Consider the following 19160-nt stretch of genomic DNA (forward strand, 5'->3'; position numbering starts at 1 on the left):
GGGCGCTGCCCCGAGGCTGATGCCCGCTGCGGCGCGCGCTGGGGTCCGCGCGCTCGCGCCGGCGACTCACCCCTCGTCGGCGGCCGTGACCGGGTACCCGCCGAACTCGCGGACGGGGCTCAGCACGATGCTCGTCGAGATGCGGGCAACCGGGAGCCTCGGATCGTCGATCCAGGAGGCCGTCAGCTCGCGATAGCGATCGAGGCTGGGGCAGACGATGCGCGCGACGTAGTCGATCTGCCCGCTCACCAGGTAGCAGTCGATGACCTCCGGGCAGGCGCGGAGCACCTTGTCGAACGCCGCCTGGGCGGCCTGGGTCTGGTCGCGGAGCGTGATCTCCGCGAAGAAGGTCGTCTGCCCGGAGACCGCCTTGAAGTCGACGATCGCCATGTAGCGCCGGATGTAGCTCTCGCGCTCGAGCCGGTTCACCCGCTCGAGGCAAGGCCGGGGCGAGAGGCCCACCAGCTCGGAGAGCCGCTGGTTCGTGATGCGGCCGTCGCTCTGCAGGATGGTGAGGATCTTCGCGTCGATCTGATCCAGCTTCCGCGACTTCGTGCCGTCAGCCATGGCGCACCCTCTCGACCGCCTGATTCAGCGCCACCGTGAACCGCTCCGTCAAGTCGTCGATTTCGGAATCGCTGATCACGAACGGCGGAGCGAGGCAGCAGACGTCGCCGTCGACGCCATTCGCCTGCCCGACGTTCGTCCAGGTCATGAGCCCGGCGCGCAGCGCGGCGTCCGAGAGCGTCTCCGCGAACCTGAGCCTGCGCGGGAAGGGGGCGCGGGTGGCCTTGTCCGCGACGAGCTCGACGCCGGCCAGGAGCCCGCGCCCGCGAACGTCGCCCACGTACGGCAGCTCGCGGAGCGCCTCGAGGCGCGCGTGCAAGAGCGCGCCCATCCGCCGGCAGCGCTCGACGAGGCCGTGCCGCTCGACGTGGCGGACCGCGGCGAGCCCGGCCGCCGCCAGCACCGGATGGTGGCTGAAGGTCTGCGCATGGAGCATCGCACCCGAGCCCTTCGCGATCGGGTCGATCACCCGACGCGAGGTGGCGACCGCGGAAAGGGGCGCGTAGCCGCCGGTGATCCCCTTGCCGAGGACCATGATGTCGGGAGCGACGCCGAACTGCTCGATGGCCCACCAGGTACCCGTCCGCCCGGCCCCCACCAGGACCTCGTCCGCGATGAAGAGGATCTCCCGCCGATCGCAGATCTCCCGGATGCGGCGGAAGTAGTCGCCGCGAGGGACCGAGTGTCCGGTCGAGCTCCCGCCGACGGGCTCTGCGATGAAGGCCGCCACCTGGTCCGCGCCCAGCTCGTCGAGCGCCACCTCGAGCACCGAGCCATCGCAGACCGCGCAGGGCTCGCTCGGGACGCCGCCGCACCGGCAGCGATACGCGTACGGAGCCGGGATGCGGTGCACGTCGACGAGCCACTCGCGGTAGCAGGTCTTGTAGTGCTCGCGCGCCGAGGCAGAGAGCGCGAGCAGCGTGTTGCCGTGGTACGCGGGCGTGAGCGCGATGATCTTGTGCTTCGACGGCCGGCCGACCTCGACCCAGTGCTGCCGGGCCAGCTTGAGGGCCGCCTCCACCGCCTCGGAGCCGCTGCAGAGGAAGTAGAGCTTGTCGAGTGGCGGCGGCAAGAGCCGCGAGAGCTCCGCGGCGAGCGCCTCCACCGGCTCGGTGGTGAAGGCAGTGCCGTTCACGTAGGCGATCTGCGCGGCCTGCTCCGCCATCGCCTCGCCGATCTCCCGGACGCCGTGCCCGAGGTTCGCGACGAACGCGCCGCCCGATGCGTCGAGGTAGCGCCGCCCCTCCGAGTCGACGAGCCACGCCCCCTCGCCACGCACCACGAGCGGATAGCTCCGGCCGAGCTTCCGGTAGAAGACGTTCGACTCGGGATAGCGGAACGCGCTCACGAGAGGTACAGCCCCCGCGGATCGAGGACTTCCCGGAGCAGCCGGAGCTCCTCGCCCGTCGGTCCCGCCACGGTGTCGAGGGCGGCGCCCACGCGCAGCGGCCAGCCGACGCCGCGCTCCACGTCCTCGACGGCGACGCCGGGGTAGAGCGCGGTGAGGACCATCTCGCCGGTGGACGGATCGGACTCCAGGATGGCCTTGTCGGTGACCACCTTCACTGGGCCGGCGCCAGGCATCCCGAGCTCCCGGCGCGATCGCCCGTGGCTCCGCTGGCCGGGGCTCGTGACGAAGTCCACCTCCGCCGGGAACGAGCGCGCGCTGAGGCGGCTGATCACGAGCACGCGCCGGGCGTGGACGGCGATCTCGGGCGCGCCGCCGGCGCCTGGCAGGCGGACCTTCGGCTCGCGGTAGCTCCCGACCACGGTCGTGTTGATGTTTCCCCACCGGTCGATCTGCGCCCCGCCGAGGAAGCCCACCCCGACGCGGCCGTTCTGCAGGAACAGCTGGAACACGTCCGCCATCGGGCAGACCATGAGGCTGCCCGTGACGAGCGACGGATCGCCGATCGAGACCGGCAGCCGGTCCGGCGCCGCGCCTATGGCGCCGGACTCGTAGATGAGGACCAGGTTGGGAGCGTGCAGCGCGCGCGCGAGGTTGCACGCAAGGTTCGGCAGGCCGATGCCCACGAACGTCACCTCGCCGTCACGGAGCTCCCGGGCGGCGACCGCGGCCATCATCTCGGAAGGCGTGTAGTCAGTAGCCATAGCTCACCCCGGCGCAGATCCGCGGGCGCGCCCCGAGCCGCTCCGCGAGGGCTGGCTGGCGCCGCATGTACTCGGCCCGGTCCGTCACCCCGTACACGTGCTCGTCGAGGTAGGCGCGGAGCCGGCCCGGGTCGCGCGAGATCTCCTCCCACGCGACATAGAACTCGTTGTCGCGATCGTAGTGGCCCTGCGCGTACGACGGGTGACAGCCCCACGGCTCGACCACCACCGCGTCGACGATCAGGCCGGGGATGAGCGTGCGGTTGGGATCGGCGCGGATGACGCTCTCGTCGACGAGCTCCTCCACCACCACGATCACCCGCTTCGAGGCGAACGCCGCCTCCTTCTGCACGCCCATGAGGCCCCACACCTGGGCGTTGCCGTGGTGGTCGGCGCGCTGGGCGTGGACGATGGTGACGTCGGGGTTGAGCGCCGGGACCGCCGCCAGCGTCTCGCCGGTGAACGGGCAGTTGACCGTCCGGATGAGCGGGTTCGCCGCGGGGAGGTCCGTGCCCATGTAGTTGCGCATCACGCCGAAGGGCAGCCGGGCAGCGCCCGCCGAGAGGCGCGTCACCATCCCGAAGTGGCTGTACTCCTCGAGCTCGAGCTCGGCCGGCCTCGCCTCGACCGCGCGGCGGAACGCGTGCAGCGAGCCGGCGCCGGGGTTGCCCGCCCAGGAGAAGATCAGCTTCCGGGCGCAGCCCGCGGCGATCATCTGGTCGTAGATCACGTCCGGCGTCAGCCGCGCGAGCGTCAACTCACGGCGCCGCTGTCGAATGACCTCGTGCGCGGCGGCGAAGCAGATGAGGTGGGTGAAGCCCTCGATGACGAGGGTGTCCCCGTCCCGGACGTGGGCGGCGATCGCGTCCTTCATCGTGACGACCTTCGAGTGCATGCGTCACCCTCGCGTGGCGCGGCCGGAGGCGCGTCCAGCCGCGGCGGTGGGCTACCGATCCAGCGCCGAGACCAGGAGCTCGGCGGCGCCGGTGAGGTGGCGCTCGAGCAGCTTCGCCGCCCGGTCGCCGTCGCGCGCGCGCAGCGCCGCGAAGAGCTTCCGGTGCTCGGCCTCGAACTCGCGACGGTGCTTCAGCATCAGGCCGTGGACGCGCCAGTAGCGATCCACGCGCCGCAGGAGGCCATCGATGAGCTCCCGCAGCCGCGGGCGGCTGTCGAGGTCGTAGACGAGGCGGTGGAAGTCGAGGTCGTACGAGCCCCAGGTGGCGTCGTCCCGCGCACGCTCCGTCAGCTTCAGGAGCTCCTCGGCTCGGGCGAGGGCCGCGTCCGTGAGCCGTGGGGCCGCGCGGCGCACCGCGGCGGTCTCTAGGATCGCGCGGATCTCGTAGATCTCCCGGATCTCGTCGGGGGTGTGCGCCGTCACCGTGGCGCCGTGGTTCGGCTGGTAGGTGACGAGGCCCTCCGACTGGAGCTGCCGGAGCGCCTCGCGCACCGGGATGTGGCTGACCTCGAGCTGGGCCGCGATCTCCTGCTGCGGGAGCGGGTCGTTGGCCTTCAGGTGCCCGCTGGTGATCGCCTCCCGGAGCACCTCCGCGACGAGCTCGTGGGTGGAGAGCCTACGCGAGGTGGGCAGGCGGTCGAGGATCCGATCGAGTTGCACGCCACCTGTCATAGAGCAGGCGGCGCGCGGTGTCCAAGGCCCGGGCGCCAGGTCGTGGGCGGCGGCGTCGAGCGCGCCTGCCGCGATCATGCGCCCACCACCGTGCGGCTCTGTTCGCGCACGAACTGCTGCACGTACCAGGGTCCGCAGCCGCCCTTGCCGCTCGCGCCGCTGCCCTTCCAGCCGCAGAAGGGCTGAGCTCCGGGCCAGGCGCCGGTGGTGGCACCGGAGCGCTTGTTGACGTAGCAGACCCCCGCCTCCACCTCTTCGAAGAAGCGATCGACCTCCTCTCGCGCGCCGGAGAAGAGTCCGGCGGTCAGCCCGTACTCCACCTTGTTGGCCTCGGCGAGGGCCTCGTCGAAGCCACTCACCACGCCGACCGAGAGGAACGGTGCGAACAGCTCCTCCTCGAAGAGCCCGCTCCCGAGCGGCAGCTCCGCGATGGTCGGCGCGACGAAGTGGCCTCGATCGAACACGCCGCCCCGGAGCCGCTCGCCGCCGAGGAGGAGCCTGCCCTCGCGCGCGCCCTGCTCCACCGCGCGCTCCCACCGCTTCACCGCGCGCTCGTTGATGACCGGGCCGAACCAGACGTCGCGCTGCGTGACGTCGCCCATCCGGATGGCGCGCGTCCGCTCGACGAGCCGCTCGGCGAACGACGCGGCGACGGAGCCGTAGACGTAGACGCGGCTCGTCGCGCTGCACTTCTGGTTCTGGAGGCCGAACGCCGAGCGCATCACGCCCTCGGCGGCGGCGTCGAGGTCGGCGCTGTCCGTGACGATGACGGCGTTCTTGCCGCCGAGCTCCAGCAGGCACGGCTTCACCCAGCGCTCCGAGAGGCCGTGGAAGATGCGCATCCCGACGTCCTTCGAGCCGGTGAAGACGACGCCATCGATGAGCGGGTGGTGCCAGAGCGCGTCGCCCATCTCGCGACCGCGGCCGCTCAGGTACTGGAACACGCCCGGCGGCACCCCGGCGTCGCGGTAGACGTCGTGCAGCGCGAGGCCGGTCCAGGGAGCGTCCTCGGCTGGCTTGTAGACGACGGCATTGCCGGTCATCAGCGCCGCCGAGGACATCCCGGTCGAGAGGGCGAGCGGGAAGTTGAATGGGGCGATGCAGGCGAAGACGCCGTAGGGGCGAAGCGTCTCGACGTTGTGCTCGATCGGCGTCAACCGGGCCATGTCGCGGACGAAGCCGTCGTGCTCCTCCACCTGCTGACAGTAATAGTCGACGAGGTCGGCGGACTCCTCCGCGTCGCCCATCGCCTCGAGGCGGTTCTTCCCGACCTCGATGGCCATGATCGCCGCGAGCAGGAACTTCCGCTCGCGGATGAGCTCCGCCGCACGCCGCAGGATCCGCACGCGCTCCCGCCACGGCAGCGCGGCCCAGCGCCGCTGCTGCGTCTTCGCGGACCGCACCGCCCGGTCCACCTCGTCCGGGCCCGCCGCTGCGAACGTGCCGAGCACGACGCTCGTGTCGATGGGCGAGACGTCGACGATCGGCGGGCGGTCCGGACGGACGGGCTCGCCGTCGACGTGGAGCGGATGGGACTGGCCCATCCGTGCGCGCACCTCGGCGAGCGCAGCGTCGAAGGCTCGGTGGAAGGCGTCGAGATCGACGTTCGCGGAGGTGTACGTGATCTTCTGCGGCTGATGCTGAGACGGAGCGCTGGTGGTCATCGCGGCCTCGGGGGTCAGCGGGCTTGCGAAAGAATATATAGTATATTATCTCTGCCGAGCGCAAGCACGCCCGGCTCCTCGCGAGCCGTTTCACCCACCGTCGAGGTCGCCATGCGGAGCACGATGAGCCCGGCCCTGGGGCCGGAGAAGGCCGAGCAGCCCCTCCTCTATGCCTATGCTCCGGCGCGCGAACGATCCGAGCCGGACTGGACCCGCATCCCCGGCTTCCGCGGCGTGAGCCGGGCCGAGTGGGAAGACGCCACCTGGCAGCGCCGGCACACGGTGAAGAGCGTGCGCGAGCTGAAGGGCGCGCTCGGAGCGCTCCTCCCCGACGATCTCGCCGAGGGCATCGCGCTCGATCAGGCGAGGCGGGCGACGATGTCGATCCTGATCCCGCCGCACATGCTGAACACGATGGACGTCGCGGAGCTGTGGAGCGATCCCGTGCGGCGCTACATGCTGCCCGCCCTGGCGGATCGGCGGGCGGACTGGCCCGACCACCCGAGGGCGTCGCGCGACAGCCTGCACGAGCACGACATGTGGGTCGCGGAGGGGCTCACCCACCGTTACCCTACGAAGGTCCTCGCGGAGCTCGTCGCGACGTGCCCGCAATATTGCGGTCACTGCACGCGGATGGACCTCGTGGGGAACGACGTGCCGGCGGTGACGAAGCTCCGGTTCGAGCTGCCGCAGCAGCGTCGATTCGGGGCGATGCTCGACTATCTCCGGAGGACACCGACGGTGCGGGACGTCGTGGTCTCCGGCGGAGACATCGCGAACCTGCACATCACCCAGCTCGAGCCCTTCGTCAGCGCGCTGCTCGACATCCCGAGCATCCGCGACATTCGGCTCGCCTCGAAGGCCCTCGCCGGCCTGCCCCAGCACTACCTGCAGGACGACGTCCTCGCGGGCCTGGAGCGGCTCTCGAGGAAGGCGTTCGAGCGCGGCGTGGATCTCGCCATCCATACCCACGTCAACACCGCCCAGCAGGTGACCCCGCTCCTCGCGAAGGCGACCCGGAAGCTGCTCGAGATGGGCTTCCGCGACGTGCGGAACCAGGGCGTGCTGCTACGCGGCGTGAACGCTACGTCGAAGGATCTGCTGGACCTCTGCTTCGCGCTGCTCGATCACGCCAACGTCCTTCCGTACTACTTCTACATGTGCGACATGCTGCCGAACAGCGAGCACTGGCGCGTGGCGCTCTTCGAGGCGCAGCAGCTGCAGCACGACATCATGGGCTATCTGCCCGGCTTCGCGACGCCGCGTATCGTCTGCGACGTCCCGTTCGTCGGCAAACGCTGGGTCCACCAGGTCGCAGAGTACGACCGAGAGAAGGGCATCAGCCGCTGGACCAAGAATTACCTCACGCCCCTCGAGCGGGGCGACCCCGAGGCGATGCGCCGTCGGTACGACTACTACGACCCGATCTACACCCTCCCCGAGTCAGGGCAGGCCTGGTGGCGGCGGCAGGCGAGGGCTGGCGAGCACGCCGAGTCGCACGGCGCGCTGGACGCTTAGGAGGCGCCGATGGAGACCCGAAGCTACCCGCGCGTGGCGACGCCCCTCCCCGGCCCGAAGGGCAGGGCCATCATCGAGCGTGACGCTCAGTTCACGTCCACGTCGTACATCAAGGAGTATCCGCTCGTGATGAGCGGCGGCTCCGGCGCGATGGTCGAGGACGCCGACGGCAACCGGTTCATCGACTTCATGGCGGGGATCGCGGTCTCCGCGACCGGCTACAACCACCCGGAGGTCGTCGGCGCCGTGTGCCGGCAGGCGGAGCGGTTCTTCCACATCTGCGGGACGGACTTCTACTACGACGTCTTCGCCCGGCTCGCCGAGCGGCTGGCGCGGCTCGCGCCCGGCCCGAGCCGCAAGCGCGCGTTCCTGACCAACTCCGGCACCGAGGCCATCGAGGGCGCCATCAAGCTGGCGCGCTTCCACACGCGGCGGCCGGCGCTCATCGCCTTCCACGGCGCGTTCCACGGCCGGAGCTACGGCGCGATGAGCCTCACCTCGAGCAAGGCGAAGCAGCACCAGCACTTCGGTCCCTTCCTGCCAGACGTGCACCATGTGCCGTACTGCAACCCTTACCGCAGCTCTGCGAGCGATCCTGCGGAGTGCGTGCGCGCGACGATCCGCGCGATCGAAGAGGACCTCTTCACGCGGCACGTGGCCCCGGAGGACGTCGCGGCCATCTTCGTCGAGCCTCTCCAGGGCGAGGGCGGCTACGTGGTCCCGCCGGACGGCTTCCTGCGCGCGCTGAGGCAGCTCTGCGATCGGCACGGGATACTGCTCGTCGCGGACGAGGTGCAGAGCGGCGTGGGCCGGACCGGCAAGATGTGGGCCTGCGAGTGGGAGGACGTCGAGCCGGACATCCTCGTCACGGCCAAGGGCCTGGGCTCTGGCATGCCGATCGGAGCCCTCGTCGCGAAGGACGCGGTCATGAGCTGGAAGGCGGGCTCACATGGGTCGACGTTCGGTGGGAACGCGGTCTCCTGTGCGGCGGCGCTTGCCACGCTCGACGTCGTGGAGCGGACGCTGCCCCGCGTGCGCGCCATGGGAGAGCGGATGCTGTCCCGCGCGCGCCAGATCATGGACCGGTGCCCCATCGTCGGTGACGTGCGCGGGCGAGGACTGATGATCGGGGTCGAGCTCGTGAAGGACCGCCGAACGAAGGAGCCGCACGAGGACGCCATCGACCGGATCACGCAGCGCGCGTTCCGCAACGGGCTCCTGCTGCTCGCGTGCGGCAGGAGCACCTTCCGCCTCGCGCCCCCGCTCGTGCTCGACGAGTACGACGTGGACGTGGGCATGGACATCTTCGAGAAGTGCCTGCGGGAGGAGTCCTGATCTACGGGCGGGCGAGCGGCGGGGCTCGCCGTGCGCGAGCTCCGCGCTCCCGTCCGGCAGCCGAGACGCGGCACGTCCGCTGCGACCGCGCCGCTTTCGAGCACGGCGCGCCACGGCGCGATCGTTCCGGCGACCCTTCCCCTGCCCGCTCGTGCGGCGTACAAGAGGCGATGTCCGACGCGCGCAAGCAGTCGCTGTACTTCCCGGAGGAGATGCTCCAGCAGGTGCAGGAGGAGGCGATCCGGCAGGACCGATCGCTCTCCTGGATCGTGCAGCACGCGTGGCGGCTCGCGCGGGAGCGGATCTCGCGGCTGCCCAGCAGTGGCGTCGCCATGCCCGCCCCGTCACCGATCGTGGAGGCCGTGAGCGAGCTCGCGACCGGCGCGCCCGCCCAGTCTGCCTCCGGCGACGCGGCGAAGGGCTAGCGCGCGCGTGGCAGCCACCGGCTGGAAGCGCGTGCGCCGCGCCGCGCGCGCGGCGGTGATCCTCGCGTTCGTCCGCGCCCTGACGATCATGCCGCTCGGGCTCGGACTCGCGCTCGGCGGCGCGCTCGGCCGGCTCGCCTGGCACCTCTCCCCCCGGATGCGGCGCGAGATGCGGGCGAGCCTCGCCGCGGCCTTCCCGGCGAAGGACGACGCGGAGCGCGACGCCATCGCGCGCGCCAGCCTCGTGCACCTGGGCTGGCTCGGCGGCGAGGTGATCACGCTGCGGAGGTGGGCGCCGCGGATGGACGACTACGTCGAGGCGTCCGCCGAGGCGATCTCGACGCTGGAGCGCGCGCTGGCGCGGGGCAAGGGGATCATCCTCGTGCTCGGGCACATCGGGAACTGGGAGCTCACCTGCCGGCTCTCCCGGTACGTGCAGCCGAACGCCGCCATCGCGAAGCGAAGCTGGCACGCGAGCATCGACGCGCTGGCGGCGCGGGCCCGCGCCGAGCACGGCGTCGAGACCTTCTGGCGGGACGACCCGGCGACGGGCCGCGCCATGCTGAAGCTCTTCAAGCAGGGCGGCACGCTCGGCATCCTGATCGATCAGGACATCCGCGACGTGCAGAGCGTCTTCGTCCCGTTCTTCGGACGCGCCGCCGCGACCCCTCGCGCGCCGGCCGACCTCGCGCTGCGCTTCGGGGCGGCCGTCCTGGTCGTGACCTGCCATCGGCGCGGCGCGCGCCCGGGGGACGGTCACCGCCTCGAGGTGACGGAGGTCCCGTACGACCGAGAGCCCACGGATCGCGAGGCGGAGGTGGTCCGGCTCACCGGCGCGTGCGTCGCGCTGCAGGAGGAGGCCATCCGCCGTCATCCCGCCGAGTGGGTCTGGATGCACCAGCGGTGGAAGTCGGCGCCGCCCAGCGCGTAGGGGGCGCAGCTCTAGCTGTCCCCGGCCCTCGCCCCGCCGCCGTGGGGATCCACGCCGTCGTGGGCGTGCCGTTGATGGCGCATCAGCGCGTCGGCCAGGGACAGCGGCCCGGAGGCGACGTCGTCGTCGTCGATGACGATGACGTCAGGCGACGTGGGCGGGGGAAGATTCGCCGCCGCGACGACCAGCAGCGCGGCCGGGACGAGCTGCCGAAGCCAGCCGAGGATGGAGCGCGTCCGCCTCCCGGGCTGGACCACGATCACGAGCTTCGGGGGTCTTGAATCCAGCCACTGCTCTCCGAGTGCGCTCATGGACTGCCTCCGCCTCGCGGCCTGCGCGTCATCGGCGTCGGGCCCCGCGCACCTCGCTCACCGGCTCCCGGCGGGCGGTGCGCGGGGCGTGCTCCCGGCTCAACCCAGGTCGATCGGAACGAAGATGCGCGCCTCACCCCGCTCCACGAGCAGGGCCACGTGCTTGTCGGCCTTCGCGGCGAGCCCCCGGAGCTGCTCCACGCTCGTGACCGGAGTGCCGTTCAGGGCGAGCACCACGTCGCCGGGCTGGATGCCCGCGCGGGCGGCGGGACCCTGGACCTCTTCCACCACCGCCCCGCCCGTCACGCCCACCTGCTGCGCCTCCTCGGGGGTCAGCGGCCGGACCGCGAGACCGAGCCGCCCGCGGGAGTCGTGCTCCGGCGTGGCCGCCGCGGTGGCGTCCTTCGCCTCCCCCACCTGGACCTCGAGCTCGCGCCGCCGGCGGTCGCGCCAGACCTCCAGCTTCGCGCGGGTTCCGGGCGGGAGATCGGCGATGCGCGGAGGAAGGTCGGACGAGCCGGAGACCTCCTTCCCGTCGAGCGCCAGGATGACGTCGCCGGCCTTCAGGCCCGCCTTCGCCGCCGGGCTCCCGTTCTCGACGGAGCTCACCAGGGCGCCGCCGGGCTTCGGCAGCCCGAAGGACTCGCCCAGCGACTGGTCCACGTCCTGGACCGTCACGCCCAGCCGGCCGCGGGTGACCTTGCCGTGGGCGAGGAGCTGCTGCTCGACCTTCATCGCGACGTCGATCGGGATGGCGAAGGACAGGCCCATGTAGCCGCCCGACTGCGAGTAGATCTGGGAGTTGATCCCGATGACGTCGCCCGCGGTGTCGAAGAGCGGGCCCCCCGAGTTGCCGGGGTTGACCGCCACGTCGGTCTGGAGGAACTGGACGTACCCCTCGCCGGGGAGCGAACGGGACTGCCCCGACACGATCCCGGCGGTCGCGCTGTTCTCGAAGCCGAAGGGTGAGCCGATGGCCAGGACCCACTGGCCGACGCGGGTCGGCGCGGGATCGCCGACCTTCACGGTGGGGAGGTCCTTCGCGTCGATCTTCAGCACCGCGACGTCGGTGGTCTTGTCGACGCCGATCACCTTCGCGGGGAACTCGCGCTTGTCGGTGAGCTTCACCTTCACCTCGCTGGCGCCGGCCACCACGTGGGCGTTGGTGAGGATGACGCCGTCGGCCTTCACGATGAAGCCGGAGCCCAGGCCGCGCGTGAGCAGGTGGTCGCCGCCCTCGGGCGGGTGGAAGCGCCTGAAGAACGGGTAGAGGGGATCGTTCGGATCCAGCTGCCCGAAGGGCGAGCCCGCCGCGGCGGTCTTCAGCGTGCCGGTCGTGCTCACGTTCACGACCGCCGGCCCGTACCGCTGCACGATGGCGCTGAAGTCCGGCAGCGCCGCGGCCGCGGCCGGCGCGGCGACGGGGACGGCCGGCGCGGGCTTCTCGACGCCGCCGGCCTCCGCGGAGGCCATCGCTCGGCCCCGGTACAGGTAGCCGCCGGCGAGCGCGGCGACGAGCGCGGCCGTCACGGCGGTGCCCTTGATGAGTCTGCGTGGCATGTCTGCTCCTTCCATTCGCGCCCTTCTCTCGAGGGCTCGGCACGAACGGTAAGGGGCGAGGCTTAAGGGGCGCTTAAGGCCGGGCGTCCTCGCTGGGTACCGCCGGCAGCGCCGGGGAGCGCGCCGCGGGAGACGCGTCCGTCGCGGAACGGTCAGGGAAGTCGACGCGGACCGTGAGGCCACCGCCGGGCGTGTCGTGGAGCACGACGCGCGCCGCGTGGCGCTCCGCGATGGCCTTCACGATGGCGAGCCCCAGGCCGCTGCCGGTGTCCGAGCCGGCGCGGCGATAGAAGCGGTCGAAGACCCGTTCGCGCTCGTCCTCGGGGATGCCGGGCCCGCGGTCCGACACCTCGAGGAAGGGGCGATCGGCCTCCACGCCAGCGTCGACGTCGACGCGCCCTCCCGCGGGCGAATGGCGGATCGCGTTCTCCACCAGGTTCGCGAGCAGCGTGCGAAGCGACGCCGGGTCTCCCCGCACGATCGCGTCCTCGGCGGCCCGCGCGGCGCCGAGATCGATCTGCTTCGCCTCCGCGAGGAGCGCGTGATCGGCGATCGCCTGCGCCACGAGCTCGGAGAGGCGCACCGGCTCGCCCGCGAGGTTCGCCTCGGCGTCGGGGCCCGTCCGCGCGAGCGTCAGGAGCTGCTGCACGACGTGCGTCATGCGCGAGAGGCCCGCGCGCAGCGCGGCGAGCGCCGTGGCGTGCTCCGCCGCGTCGGGGGCGCGCTCCACGAGCTGGACCTGGAGGTCGAGGGCGGCGAGCGGGGTCCGAAGCTCGTGCGCGGCGTCCGCGACGAAGGCGCGCTGCGCGGTCAGGGCCGCGCCCAGTCGGCCGAGGAGCGCGTTGAGCGCGCGCACGAGCGGGACGGCCTCCTCCGGGGCGCCGGTCTCGGGGATCGGCTCGAGCGCCGCCGGAGTCCGCGACGCCACCTCGCCCGCCAGCCGGTTCAGCGGCGCCAGCGCGCGCCCGACGATGTGCCAGATCAGCAGGGCGAGCAGGGGCAGCATGAGGAGGACCGGCGCGAGCGTCCGCGACGCCGCGGCGACCGCCAGCTCCTGCCGCACGCGCACCGGCTGGGCGACCTGGATGACGAGGTCCGCCAGCTCGACGGAGTAGACGCGCCAGTCCCCGCTCCGCGCGCGCACCGTCGAGAACCCCAGCGCGGCGCTCTCCGGCAGGCCTGCGTCGAGCCTGGAGCGGTACAGCCTCCTGCCCTCGAGGTCCCAGATCTGGATGACGAAATCGAGCTCGGCGTCCCCTCCACCCACCACCGCGCCACCCAGGGGCGCCCGGTCGCGCAGCGTGAGGGCGATCTGGCGAAGGTGGTAGTCGGAGACGGCGTCGATCTCCTCGCGCGCCATCCGGTAGACGACGAGCGCGGCGGCGAGCGTGACCGTCGCGACCGACGCGAGGAGCGCCACCAGCAGCCTCCGGCGGAGCGATCTCACATTCGCCTCGGGACCATGTAGCCCACCCCGCGCAGCGTCTTGATCCACTCGGCGCCCAGCTTGCGGCGCAGCGCGTGGACGTGGACCTCGACGGCGTTGCTCGCGACCTGCTCCTCCCACCCGTAGAGCCGCTCCTCGAGCCGCGCGCGGGAGATGGGCCGGCCCGGGTGCTCGAGCAGCGCCTGCAGCAGGGCGAACTCGCGGGCCGACAGCGCGACGGGCGCGCCGGCGAGGAAGACCTCGTGCGAGGCGGGGTTCAGCGTGAGGGGGCCGTGCTCGACGAGGGGTTCCGCGCGTCCGCTGCTGCGGCGCTGGACCGCCCGGACGCGCGCCGCCAGCTCGTCGAGATCGAACGGCTTCACCAGGTAGTCGTCGGCCCCCGCGTCGAGCCCCGCCACACGCTGCGAGACCGCGTCCTGGGCCGTGATGATGACGACGGGTACGCCGCGGCCGCGCCGGCGCAGGTCCCGGAGCACGTCCAGGCCTCCCTTGCCCGGCAGGCCCAGATCGAGGAGGACGACGTCGTACGGCTCGCCTGCCAGCGCGAGATCGGCCTCGGCTCCGTCCCGGACCCAGTCCACGGCGTGCCCGAGCTGCCGGAGCCCGCGCCGGACCCCGTCGCCCAGCATCGCATCGTCTTCGACCACGAGGACGCGCACCGGCTCATCATAGCCAGCGACGATCCCGGGGAGACGGGCGAGTGCGGCGTCTACCGAGGTGCGACGCGCGCGCGGCTCGGGCAGAGCGCCGAGACGACGTGGTGCCCGCGGCGCCGCGTGACGTAGGTCTCGCCGCGGCCGACGACGTGGTCCTCGGGGTCGCCTTCGCACGTGACGAGCAGCTCGCCCTCGAGGCAGGTGACCGCCACCGGAGCCGATCCGACCCGGACGCTCCGCGCGTCCGTGAGCTCCAGCCTCAGCTCGAGCGGCGCGCTGGGGGCGCTTCGCGAGGAGAGCTGCTGCTCCCACGCTCGCCCCCACGTCCACTCCCACATCCTAGGGTTCAGTCGTGCAATCGCCGTCGCCCGTGCAGCCTTCATCGCCGTCTCCTCCGCAAGGAACCGGGACGATGATGCGGCGAGTCATCGAGGGAACACCATTCCGTTATATCGGCCGAAACCTTCCTGAATGATGCTGCGACAACTCGCCTCCAGAATCTGATTAGGCGGCGAGCCGAGACGGCGGCTAAAATGGAAAGCGATGGCCCGAACCCCGTGGAATCTCGACGAGATCGACCTGAAGATTCTGAAGTTCCTCCAGGTGAACAACCGAATTTCCAATCAGGAGCTCGCCGGGAAGATCGGGCTGTCGCCGCCCGCCTGCCTTGCGCGTTGCCGCCGGCTCCGCGAGCAGGGCGTCATCAAGGGGGACGTCTCCCTGGTCGATCCTGCCGCACTCGGGTACAGCGTGTTCGTCCTGATGCGGATCGCGCTCGAGCGTCCCCGCGAGGACCTGCTGGCCGCTTTCGAGAAGAAGGTCCGGGACTTGCCCGAGGTGCTGCAGTGCTGGACGGTGACGGGTGACGTGGACTTCGTGCTGCTCGTCTGCGCGGCCTCGATCGAGGACTACCAGCGCTTCGCCCGGACGGTCGTCGCCGCCGAGCACAACATCAAGAGCTACGCGAGCGACGTGATCCTCTCGACGACGAAATCCAGTTTCGCCTTGCCGATCCCCTGAGGAGGCGGCGCCCCGCGCAGCCGGGCCTCTCGCGCGCGCCCGCTCGACCCTTCGCTCGAGTCGACTGGTGGCGCGGCGCGGGGACCGCTATCAAACCGCGGGCTCCGTGGTGCCAGGGCACCGCGACTCCGGGGAGCTGAGCGGTGGAGGTTGGCGATCAGAGCTGCAAGTTCGTCGCGCGGCTGACCCTCCTCTCCAAGGTGGGCGCGCTGGCCGCGACCCTCGACTACGAGGAGGCGCTCTCCGCGGTCGCGCGGCTGTCGATCCCGGAGCTCGCCGACTGGTGCATCGTCGACGTCGTCGAGGAGCGCGAGGTCCGCCGGATGGAGGTCGCGCACCGGGATCCCAGCCGGGCGCCGCTCGCCGCAGCGCTGCGCGGCTTCCCGCTCGATCACGCCGCCCGGCGCCGGCTCCCGGCGACGCGGGCGCTGCAGTCGGGCCGCCCCGTGCTCATCCCGGACTACGGCGACGACACGCTGCGAGCTGAGACGGAGGGTGAGTACCTCGCGCTCGCCCTGCAGCTCGGGGTTCGCTCCGTGCTCGTGGTGCCGGTCACCCTCTCGAGCTCGCTCGCGACCATGACCTTCCTCACCACGTCCGAGTCCGGGCGGAGGTACGGAGAGGAGGACGTCGCGCTCGCGGAGGAGCTCGTGAGGCGCGCCGCGCAGGTCGTCGAGAATGCGCGGGTGCACCAGAAGCTCCGGCGGACCGAGGAGCGGATCCGCGTCGCCCTCGCCCATTCCGACATCACCCTCTTCGAGCGTGACCTCGGGCTGCGTTATCGCTGGCTGTACAACCCGCCCTTCGGCTACCCCGCCGCCGAGATGCTGGGGCGGACCAACGCCGAGCTCATCCCGCCGGGCGAGGCCGCACGCATGGACGCGCTCGACCGCGTGGTCCTCCGGACCGGCGAGCGCGTCCAGGAGGAGCTGCAGGTCTCCGACCGGCGAGGCGGAGTGCACCACATGCTGGTCTCGGAGGAGCCGCTGCGCGACGCCTCGGGCGCGATCGTGGGCATCACCGGAGCGGCCAAGGACATCACCGATCAGCAGCGCGCACAGGAGCAGCTCGCGCGGGCGCTCGTCTTCCGCGAGCAGATGATGGGGGTCCTTGGCCACGACCTGCGGAACCCGCTCGGCGCGGTGCGCGCGCTCGTCTCGCTCCTCCTGCGGCGCGAGGATCTCGCGAAGAACGTGCGCGAGAGCCTCGAGGAGATCGACCGCGCGGGAGCGCGCATGCTCGAGCTCATCGGGACGCTCCTCGACTTCACCCACAGCCGCTTCAAGGGCGGCATGCCGATCGCGCCGGTGCGGACGGACCTGCACGCCCTGTGTCGCGGCGTCGTCTCCGAGCTGCTGGCCGCCGAGCCGGGCCGGACGATCGAGCTCGACCTGGAAGGAGACGGGCACGGCACCTGGGATCCGGGGCGGATGGCGCAGGTCGTGTCGAACCTCGTGGCGAACGCGCTCGAGCACGGCGCGAGGCACGGCTCGGTGCGACTCTCGGTCGGCGGCGACGAGGAGGAGGTGATCCTCCAGGTGCTGAACCAGGGACCCACCATTCCCCCCGAGCTCATGGCCGTGCTGTTCGAGCCCTTCTGCCGCGGCCCGGCCCGGCGGGAGGGCGCTCACGCCCGGGGGCTCGGGCTCGGCCTCTACATCGTCAGCCAGATCGTGACCGCGCACGGCGGGGCGGTCGGCGTGGAGTCCTCGTCCGAGCGCGGGACGACGTTCACGGTGCGTATACCAAGGACGAGCGGCGTATCCCTGGCCGAAGCTCACCGGGCGGCCTGGGACGAGGGAGCGGTGACGGGCGCGTGACGGCGGTCCGCCGAGAGCTCCTCCGCTCCCGCGTCGCGACCACGAACTCGCAGCTCCAGGAGCCACAGCAGGCCGGGCACGATGGCGGCCAGCGCCAGGGCGAGCCACGCCACGCGATCCATCCCCGCGAGCCGGCCGCCGGGGAGCTGCTGGAGCATGCTCGAGGCGAGCAACGCCCCGGTCGCCGATCCCAGGTGCTGGACGACCGACTGCGCCGACATGAAGCGCGCGCGCTCCTCCGGCGCGGGCACCCGGCTCGTGAGCGCCTGCATCGGCACCATGCGGAAGCTGCTCGCGGCCATGAAGGCCACGAAGAGCGCCAGCGCCTGCGGCGCGCGGCCGGGAAAGACGAAGGCGGCGAGCACCACGCCGACGTAGAGCGCGGTCCCTCCTGCCATGGTGACCGCGGCTCCGGCCCGATCGGCGAGGCGACCCGCGATGCGCATCACCGCGAAGCTCACCACGCCCCCCGCGATGAAGAGGAGGCCGAGGCGCTCGCGCGGGTAACCGAGGTTGAACTGCCAGTAGGCGGCGATGTTCGGGACGAGGGCGAACTGCGCGGTCATCACGGCCGCGGTGGCGGCCAGCGCGAGCGCGACGGTGGGGCGCCGCAGGAGCTCGCCCGGGCTCGAGGAGGTCCTCGAGCGCGCCCCGAGGTGGAGCCGCAACGGCGGCAGGACGGCGACGGCGGTCGCGGCGAGCCCTGCCCCGAGCGCCGCCACCGCGAAGAACGGCAATCTCCAGCCACCGATCCTCGCGAGCTCCAGGCCCGCCGGCACGCCCAGCACCGACGCCAGGGCGAAGGCGCCCATGACGGCCCCCATGGCGCGGCCGCGCCGTTCGGGCGGCACCACGTCCGAGACCACCGCGAGCGACAGCGACGTCGCCGGGCCGCCGAAGGCGCCGGCGAGGAGCCGCGCTGCCAGCATCGACTCGAGGCTCGTGGCGAACGCGCCGGCCGCCGTCCCGACCACGAGCCCGGCGAGCACCACGCCGAGCGCCTTGCGGCGGTCGAATCGATCGAGGACCAGCGCGCCCACGATCCCGGTGAGCGCCGCCGCGGCCGTGTAGCTCGCGCCGACCAGGCCGAGCTTCGCGTTTGGGATGCCGAGGGCCCGCGCGAAGTCGGGCCCGAGCGGCATCACCATCATGAAGTCGAGCACGTTGACGAACTGGATCGCGCCGATCACGAGGAGGAGCCGGCGCTCGGTGAGTCCTTGCCGCATGGGGGACGGTATTGCAGCCCACGGGCCAGGCTCCCACGTGGCTCCTCGACGGCTCGGGTCGGCTGCGTGGCGCGGGCTTCGCGCTCACGCCACCCTCGCCGGGGCGCGAGCGGCGCGCCCACATTGAGCGGTCCGCTCAGGACCTGAGCTTCTTCAGCTCCTTCTCCAGTCGTCGCGCCTGGGCCTTCTCGTGGACGCGCGCCTCCATCCACTCTCCATGTCGCGCGAGCCGATCGGTGACGATGCGCAGCACCCGCTCGCGCGCGTACCACTTGCGGTCCGCCGGGACGAGGTGCCACCGCGCCCTCGGCGTGTCGGTGCGCGCGAACATGTCGTCCACCGCGTCGACGTACTCGTCCCAGCGCTTCCGGGCGCGCACGTCGGCGTCGGCGAGCTTCCACTGCTTGTAGGGGTCCCTCAGCCGCTCCTCGAACCGGCGCAGCTGCTCGTCCTTGCTGATGCCGAGGAAGATCTTGACGACGTCGACCCCGTCGTCGACGAGCGAGCGCTCGAACTCGTTGATCTCGCGATAGGCGCGCTTCCACTCGGCCTTCTTCGCGAGCCCGTCCACGCGCTCCACGAGCACCCGGCCGTACCAGGTCCGGTCGAACACGGTGAGGGTCCCCGGGAGCGGCAGCTCGCGCCAGAAGCGATACAGCCAGTGCCGCCCCTGCTCGTCCGCCGCCGGCGGGCCGATGGGGACGACGCGGACGCCTCGTGGATCGACCGCCTCGGTGAGCCGCCGGATGGCGCCGCCCTTCCCGGCCGCGTCGAACCCTTCGAGCGCGACGATCGCGCGCCGGCGGGCGTGGAACATGCCCTGCTGGATGAGCAGCATGCGGCGCTGCAACTCCTCCAGCCGGCGCTCGTAGAGCTCCTTCGACGCGACCGCCGGGAACTCGTCCTTCGCGAGGAGACGGGACAGCGACGGATGGGCCATC

General features: G+C 72.0%; 19 protein-coding genes. 6 read left to right on the top strand and 13 right to left on the bottom strand.

Annotation, left to right across the window (positions count from 1 at the left end):
- Positions 1 to 66: 66 nt before the first annotated feature.
- The 6 genes from MNY62_RS04875 to MNY62_RS04900 form a co-directional block, all read right to left on the bottom strand.
- On the bottom strand, positions 67 to 567 hold the full coding sequence (locus MNY62_RS04875) for an Lrp/AsnC family transcriptional regulator (protein ID WP_242342983.1): 501 nt from the start codon (positions 565 to 567) through the stop codon (positions 67 to 69).
- The gene (locus MNY62_RS04880) at positions 560 to 1915 is read right to left on the bottom strand and encodes an aminotransferase family protein (RefSeq protein WP_242342984.1); all 1356 of its coding nucleotides are present in this window, start codon (positions 1913 to 1915) and stop codon (positions 560 to 562) included. The genes MNY62_RS04875 and MNY62_RS04880 overlap by 8 nt, the downstream gene beginning before the upstream one ends.
- Positions 1912 to 2679, bottom strand: a complete 768-nt coding sequence (locus tag MNY62_RS04885; protein WP_242342985.1) for a CoA-transferase subunit beta — start codon at positions 2677 to 2679, stop codon at positions 1912 to 1914. Before MNY62_RS04885 ends, MNY62_RS04880 begins: the two co-directional genes overlap by 4 nt.
- A complete protein-coding gene (locus tag MNY62_RS04890; RefSeq protein WP_242342986.1) occupies positions 2669 to 3574 on the bottom strand; it encodes a CoA transferase subunit A in 906 nt (301 codons plus the stop codon). Before MNY62_RS04890 ends, MNY62_RS04885 begins: the two co-directional genes overlap by 11 nt.
- A gap of 51 nt (positions 3575 to 3625) precedes the next feature.
- Positions 3626 to 4294 carry a GntR family transcriptional regulator gene (locus tag MNY62_RS04895; protein ID WP_242342987.1) on the bottom strand — a complete coding sequence of 223 codons (669 nt, stop codon included), beginning with the start codon at positions 4292 to 4294 and terminating at the stop codon, positions 3626 to 3628.
- A gap of 86 nt (positions 4295 to 4380) precedes the next feature.
- The gene (locus tag MNY62_RS04900) at positions 4381 to 5970 is read right to left on the bottom strand and encodes an aldehyde dehydrogenase family protein (RefSeq protein WP_242342988.1); all 1590 of its coding nucleotides are present in this window, start codon (positions 5968 to 5970) and stop codon (positions 4381 to 4383) included.
- Positions 5971 to 6081: 111 nt separating this feature from the next.
- Here MNY62_RS04900 and MNY62_RS04905 point away from each other — a divergent pair, with 111 nt between their 5' ends.
- From MNY62_RS04905 to MNY62_RS04920, 4 genes are all read left to right on the top strand, one after another.
- On the top strand, positions 6082 to 7488 hold the full coding sequence (locus tag MNY62_RS04905) for a KamA family radical SAM protein (protein ID WP_242342989.1): 1407 nt from the start codon (positions 6082 to 6084) through the stop codon (positions 7486 to 7488).
- 9 nt (positions 7489 to 7497) lie between these two features.
- Entirely contained in the window at positions 7498 to 8823 is a 1326-nt protein-coding gene (locus tag MNY62_RS04910; protein ID WP_242342990.1) for an acetyl ornithine aminotransferase family protein, read from the top strand.
- A gap of 170 nt (positions 8824 to 8993) precedes the next feature.
- A complete protein-coding gene (locus MNY62_RS04915; protein ID WP_242342991.1) occupies positions 8994 to 9248 on the top strand; it encodes a TIGR04563 family protein in 255 nt (84 codons plus the stop codon).
- A 7-nt stretch (positions 9249 to 9255) separates the two neighbouring features.
- Positions 9256 to 10179 carry a lysophospholipid acyltransferase family protein gene (locus MNY62_RS04920; protein ID WP_242342992.1) on the top strand — a complete coding sequence of 308 codons (924 nt, stop codon included), beginning with the start codon at positions 9256 to 9258 and terminating at the stop codon, positions 10177 to 10179.
- Between the two features lie 11 nt (positions 10180 to 10190).
- Here MNY62_RS04920 and MNY62_RS04925 read toward each other — a convergent pair whose 3' ends face one another.
- The 5 genes from MNY62_RS04925 to MNY62_RS04945 form a co-directional block, all read right to left on the bottom strand.
- The gene (locus tag MNY62_RS04925; RefSeq protein WP_242342993.1) at positions 10191 to 10490 is read right to left on the bottom strand and encodes a hypothetical protein; all 300 of its coding nucleotides are present in this window, start codon (positions 10488 to 10490) and stop codon (positions 10191 to 10193) included.
- A gap of 99 nt (positions 10491 to 10589) precedes the next feature.
- Positions 10590 to 12050 carry a DegQ family serine endoprotease gene (locus MNY62_RS04930; RefSeq protein WP_242342994.1) on the bottom strand — a complete coding sequence of 487 codons (1461 nt, stop codon included), beginning with the start codon at positions 12048 to 12050 and terminating at the stop codon, positions 10590 to 10592.
- A gap of 73 nt (positions 12051 to 12123) precedes the next feature.
- Positions 12124 to 13497, bottom strand: coding sequence for an ATP-binding protein (locus MNY62_RS04935; protein WP_242342995.1), 1374 nt, complete (start codon positions 13495 to 13497; stop codon positions 12124 to 12126).
- Complete coding sequence (locus MNY62_RS04940; protein ID WP_242342996.1) at positions 13494 to 14156, bottom strand: response regulator; 663 nt, start codon at positions 14154 to 14156, stop codon at positions 13494 to 13496. The genes MNY62_RS04935 and MNY62_RS04940 overlap by 4 nt, the downstream gene beginning before the upstream one ends.
- Before the next feature lie 50 nt (positions 14157 to 14206).
- Positions 14207 to 14536 (bottom strand): DUF2917 domain-containing protein, encoded by a 330-nt coding sequence (locus MNY62_RS04945; RefSeq protein ID WP_242342997.1) that lies wholly within the window; start codon positions 14534 to 14536, stop codon positions 14207 to 14209.
- Positions 14537 to 14696: 160 nt separating this feature from the next.
- On the opposite strand from MNY62_RS04945, the gene MNY62_RS04950 reads away from it, so the two are divergent.
- Positions 14697 to 15173, top strand: coding sequence for an Lrp/AsnC family transcriptional regulator (locus MNY62_RS04950; RefSeq protein WP_242342998.1), 477 nt, complete (start codon positions 14697 to 14699; stop codon positions 15171 to 15173).
- A 143-nt stretch (positions 15174 to 15316) separates the two neighbouring features.
- Complete coding sequence (locus MNY62_RS04955) at positions 15317 to 16993, top strand: sensor histidine kinase (RefSeq protein ID WP_242342999.1); 1677 nt, start codon at positions 15317 to 15319, stop codon at positions 16991 to 16993.
- Here the strand turns inward: MNY62_RS04955 and MNY62_RS04960 are convergent.
- On the bottom strand, positions 16951 to 18219 hold the full coding sequence (locus tag MNY62_RS04960) for an MFS transporter (RefSeq protein WP_242343000.1): 1269 nt from the start codon (positions 18217 to 18219) through the stop codon (positions 16951 to 16953). The two genes, MNY62_RS04955 and MNY62_RS04960, sit on opposite strands and share 43 nt — an antisense overlap.
- 136 nt (positions 18220 to 18355) lie before the next feature.
- Complete coding sequence (locus tag MNY62_RS04965; RefSeq protein ID WP_242343001.1) at positions 18356 to 19159, bottom strand: polyphosphate kinase 2 family protein; 804 nt, start codon at positions 19157 to 19159, stop codon at positions 18356 to 18358.
- Position 19160: the final 1 nt, after the last annotated feature.

It is taken from the genome of Anaeromyxobacter terrae, from assembly GCF_022690685.1.
Taxonomy (GTDB): Bacteria; Myxococcota; Myxococcia; order Myxococcales; family Anaeromyxobacteraceae; genus Anaeromyxobacter; species Anaeromyxobacter terrae.

Bases quoted from the DNA above. Each gene is read 5' to 3' on its own strand.
- MNY62_RS04965 (WP_242343001.1), bottom strand. From the start codon at position 19,159: ATGGCCCATCCGTCGCTGTCCCGTCTCCTCGCGAAGGACGAGTTCCCG.
- MNY62_RS04910 (WP_242342990.1), top strand. From the start codon at position 7,498: ATGGAGACCCGAAGCTACCCGCGCGTGGCGACGCCCCTCCCCGGCCCG.
- MNY62_RS04960 (WP_242343000.1), bottom strand. From the start codon at position 18,219: ATGCGGCAAGGACTCACCGAGCGCCGGCTCCTCCTCGTGATCGGCGCG.
- MNY62_RS04925 (WP_242342993.1), bottom strand. From the start codon at position 10,490: ATGAGCGCACTCGGAGAGCAGTGGCTGGATTCAAGACCCCCGAAGCTC.
- MNY62_RS04900 (WP_242342988.1), bottom strand. From the start codon at position 5,970: ATGACCACCAGCGCTCCGTCTCAGCATCAGCCGCAGAAGATCACGTAC.
- MNY62_RS04890 (WP_242342986.1), bottom strand. From the start codon at position 3,574: ATGCACTCGAAGGTCGTCACGATGAAGGACGCGATCGCCGCCCACGTC.
- MNY62_RS04885 (WP_242342985.1), bottom strand. From the start codon at position 2,679: ATGGCTACTGACTACACGCCTTCCGAGATGATGGCCGCGGTCGCCGCC.
- MNY62_RS04950 (WP_242342998.1), top strand. From the start codon at position 14,697: ATGGCCCGAACCCCGTGGAATCTCGACGAGATCGACCTGAAGATTCTG.
- MNY62_RS04930 (WP_242342994.1), bottom strand. From the start codon at position 12,050: ATGCCACGCAGACTCATCAAGGGCACCGCCGTGACGGCCGCGCTCGTC.
- MNY62_RS04875 (WP_242342983.1), bottom strand. From the start codon at position 567: ATGGCTGACGGCACGAAGTCGCGGAAGCTGGATCAGATCGACGCGAAG.
- MNY62_RS04905 (WP_242342989.1), top strand. From the start codon at position 6,082: ATGCGGAGCACGATGAGCCCGGCCCTGGGGCCGGAGAAGGCCGAGCAG.
- MNY62_RS04915 (WP_242342991.1), top strand. From the start codon at position 8,994: ATGTCCGACGCGCGCAAGCAGTCGCTGTACTTCCCGGAGGAGATGCTC.
- MNY62_RS04945 (WP_242342997.1), bottom strand. From the start codon at position 14,536: ATGAAGGCTGCACGGGCGACGGCGATTGCACGACTGAACCCTAGGATG.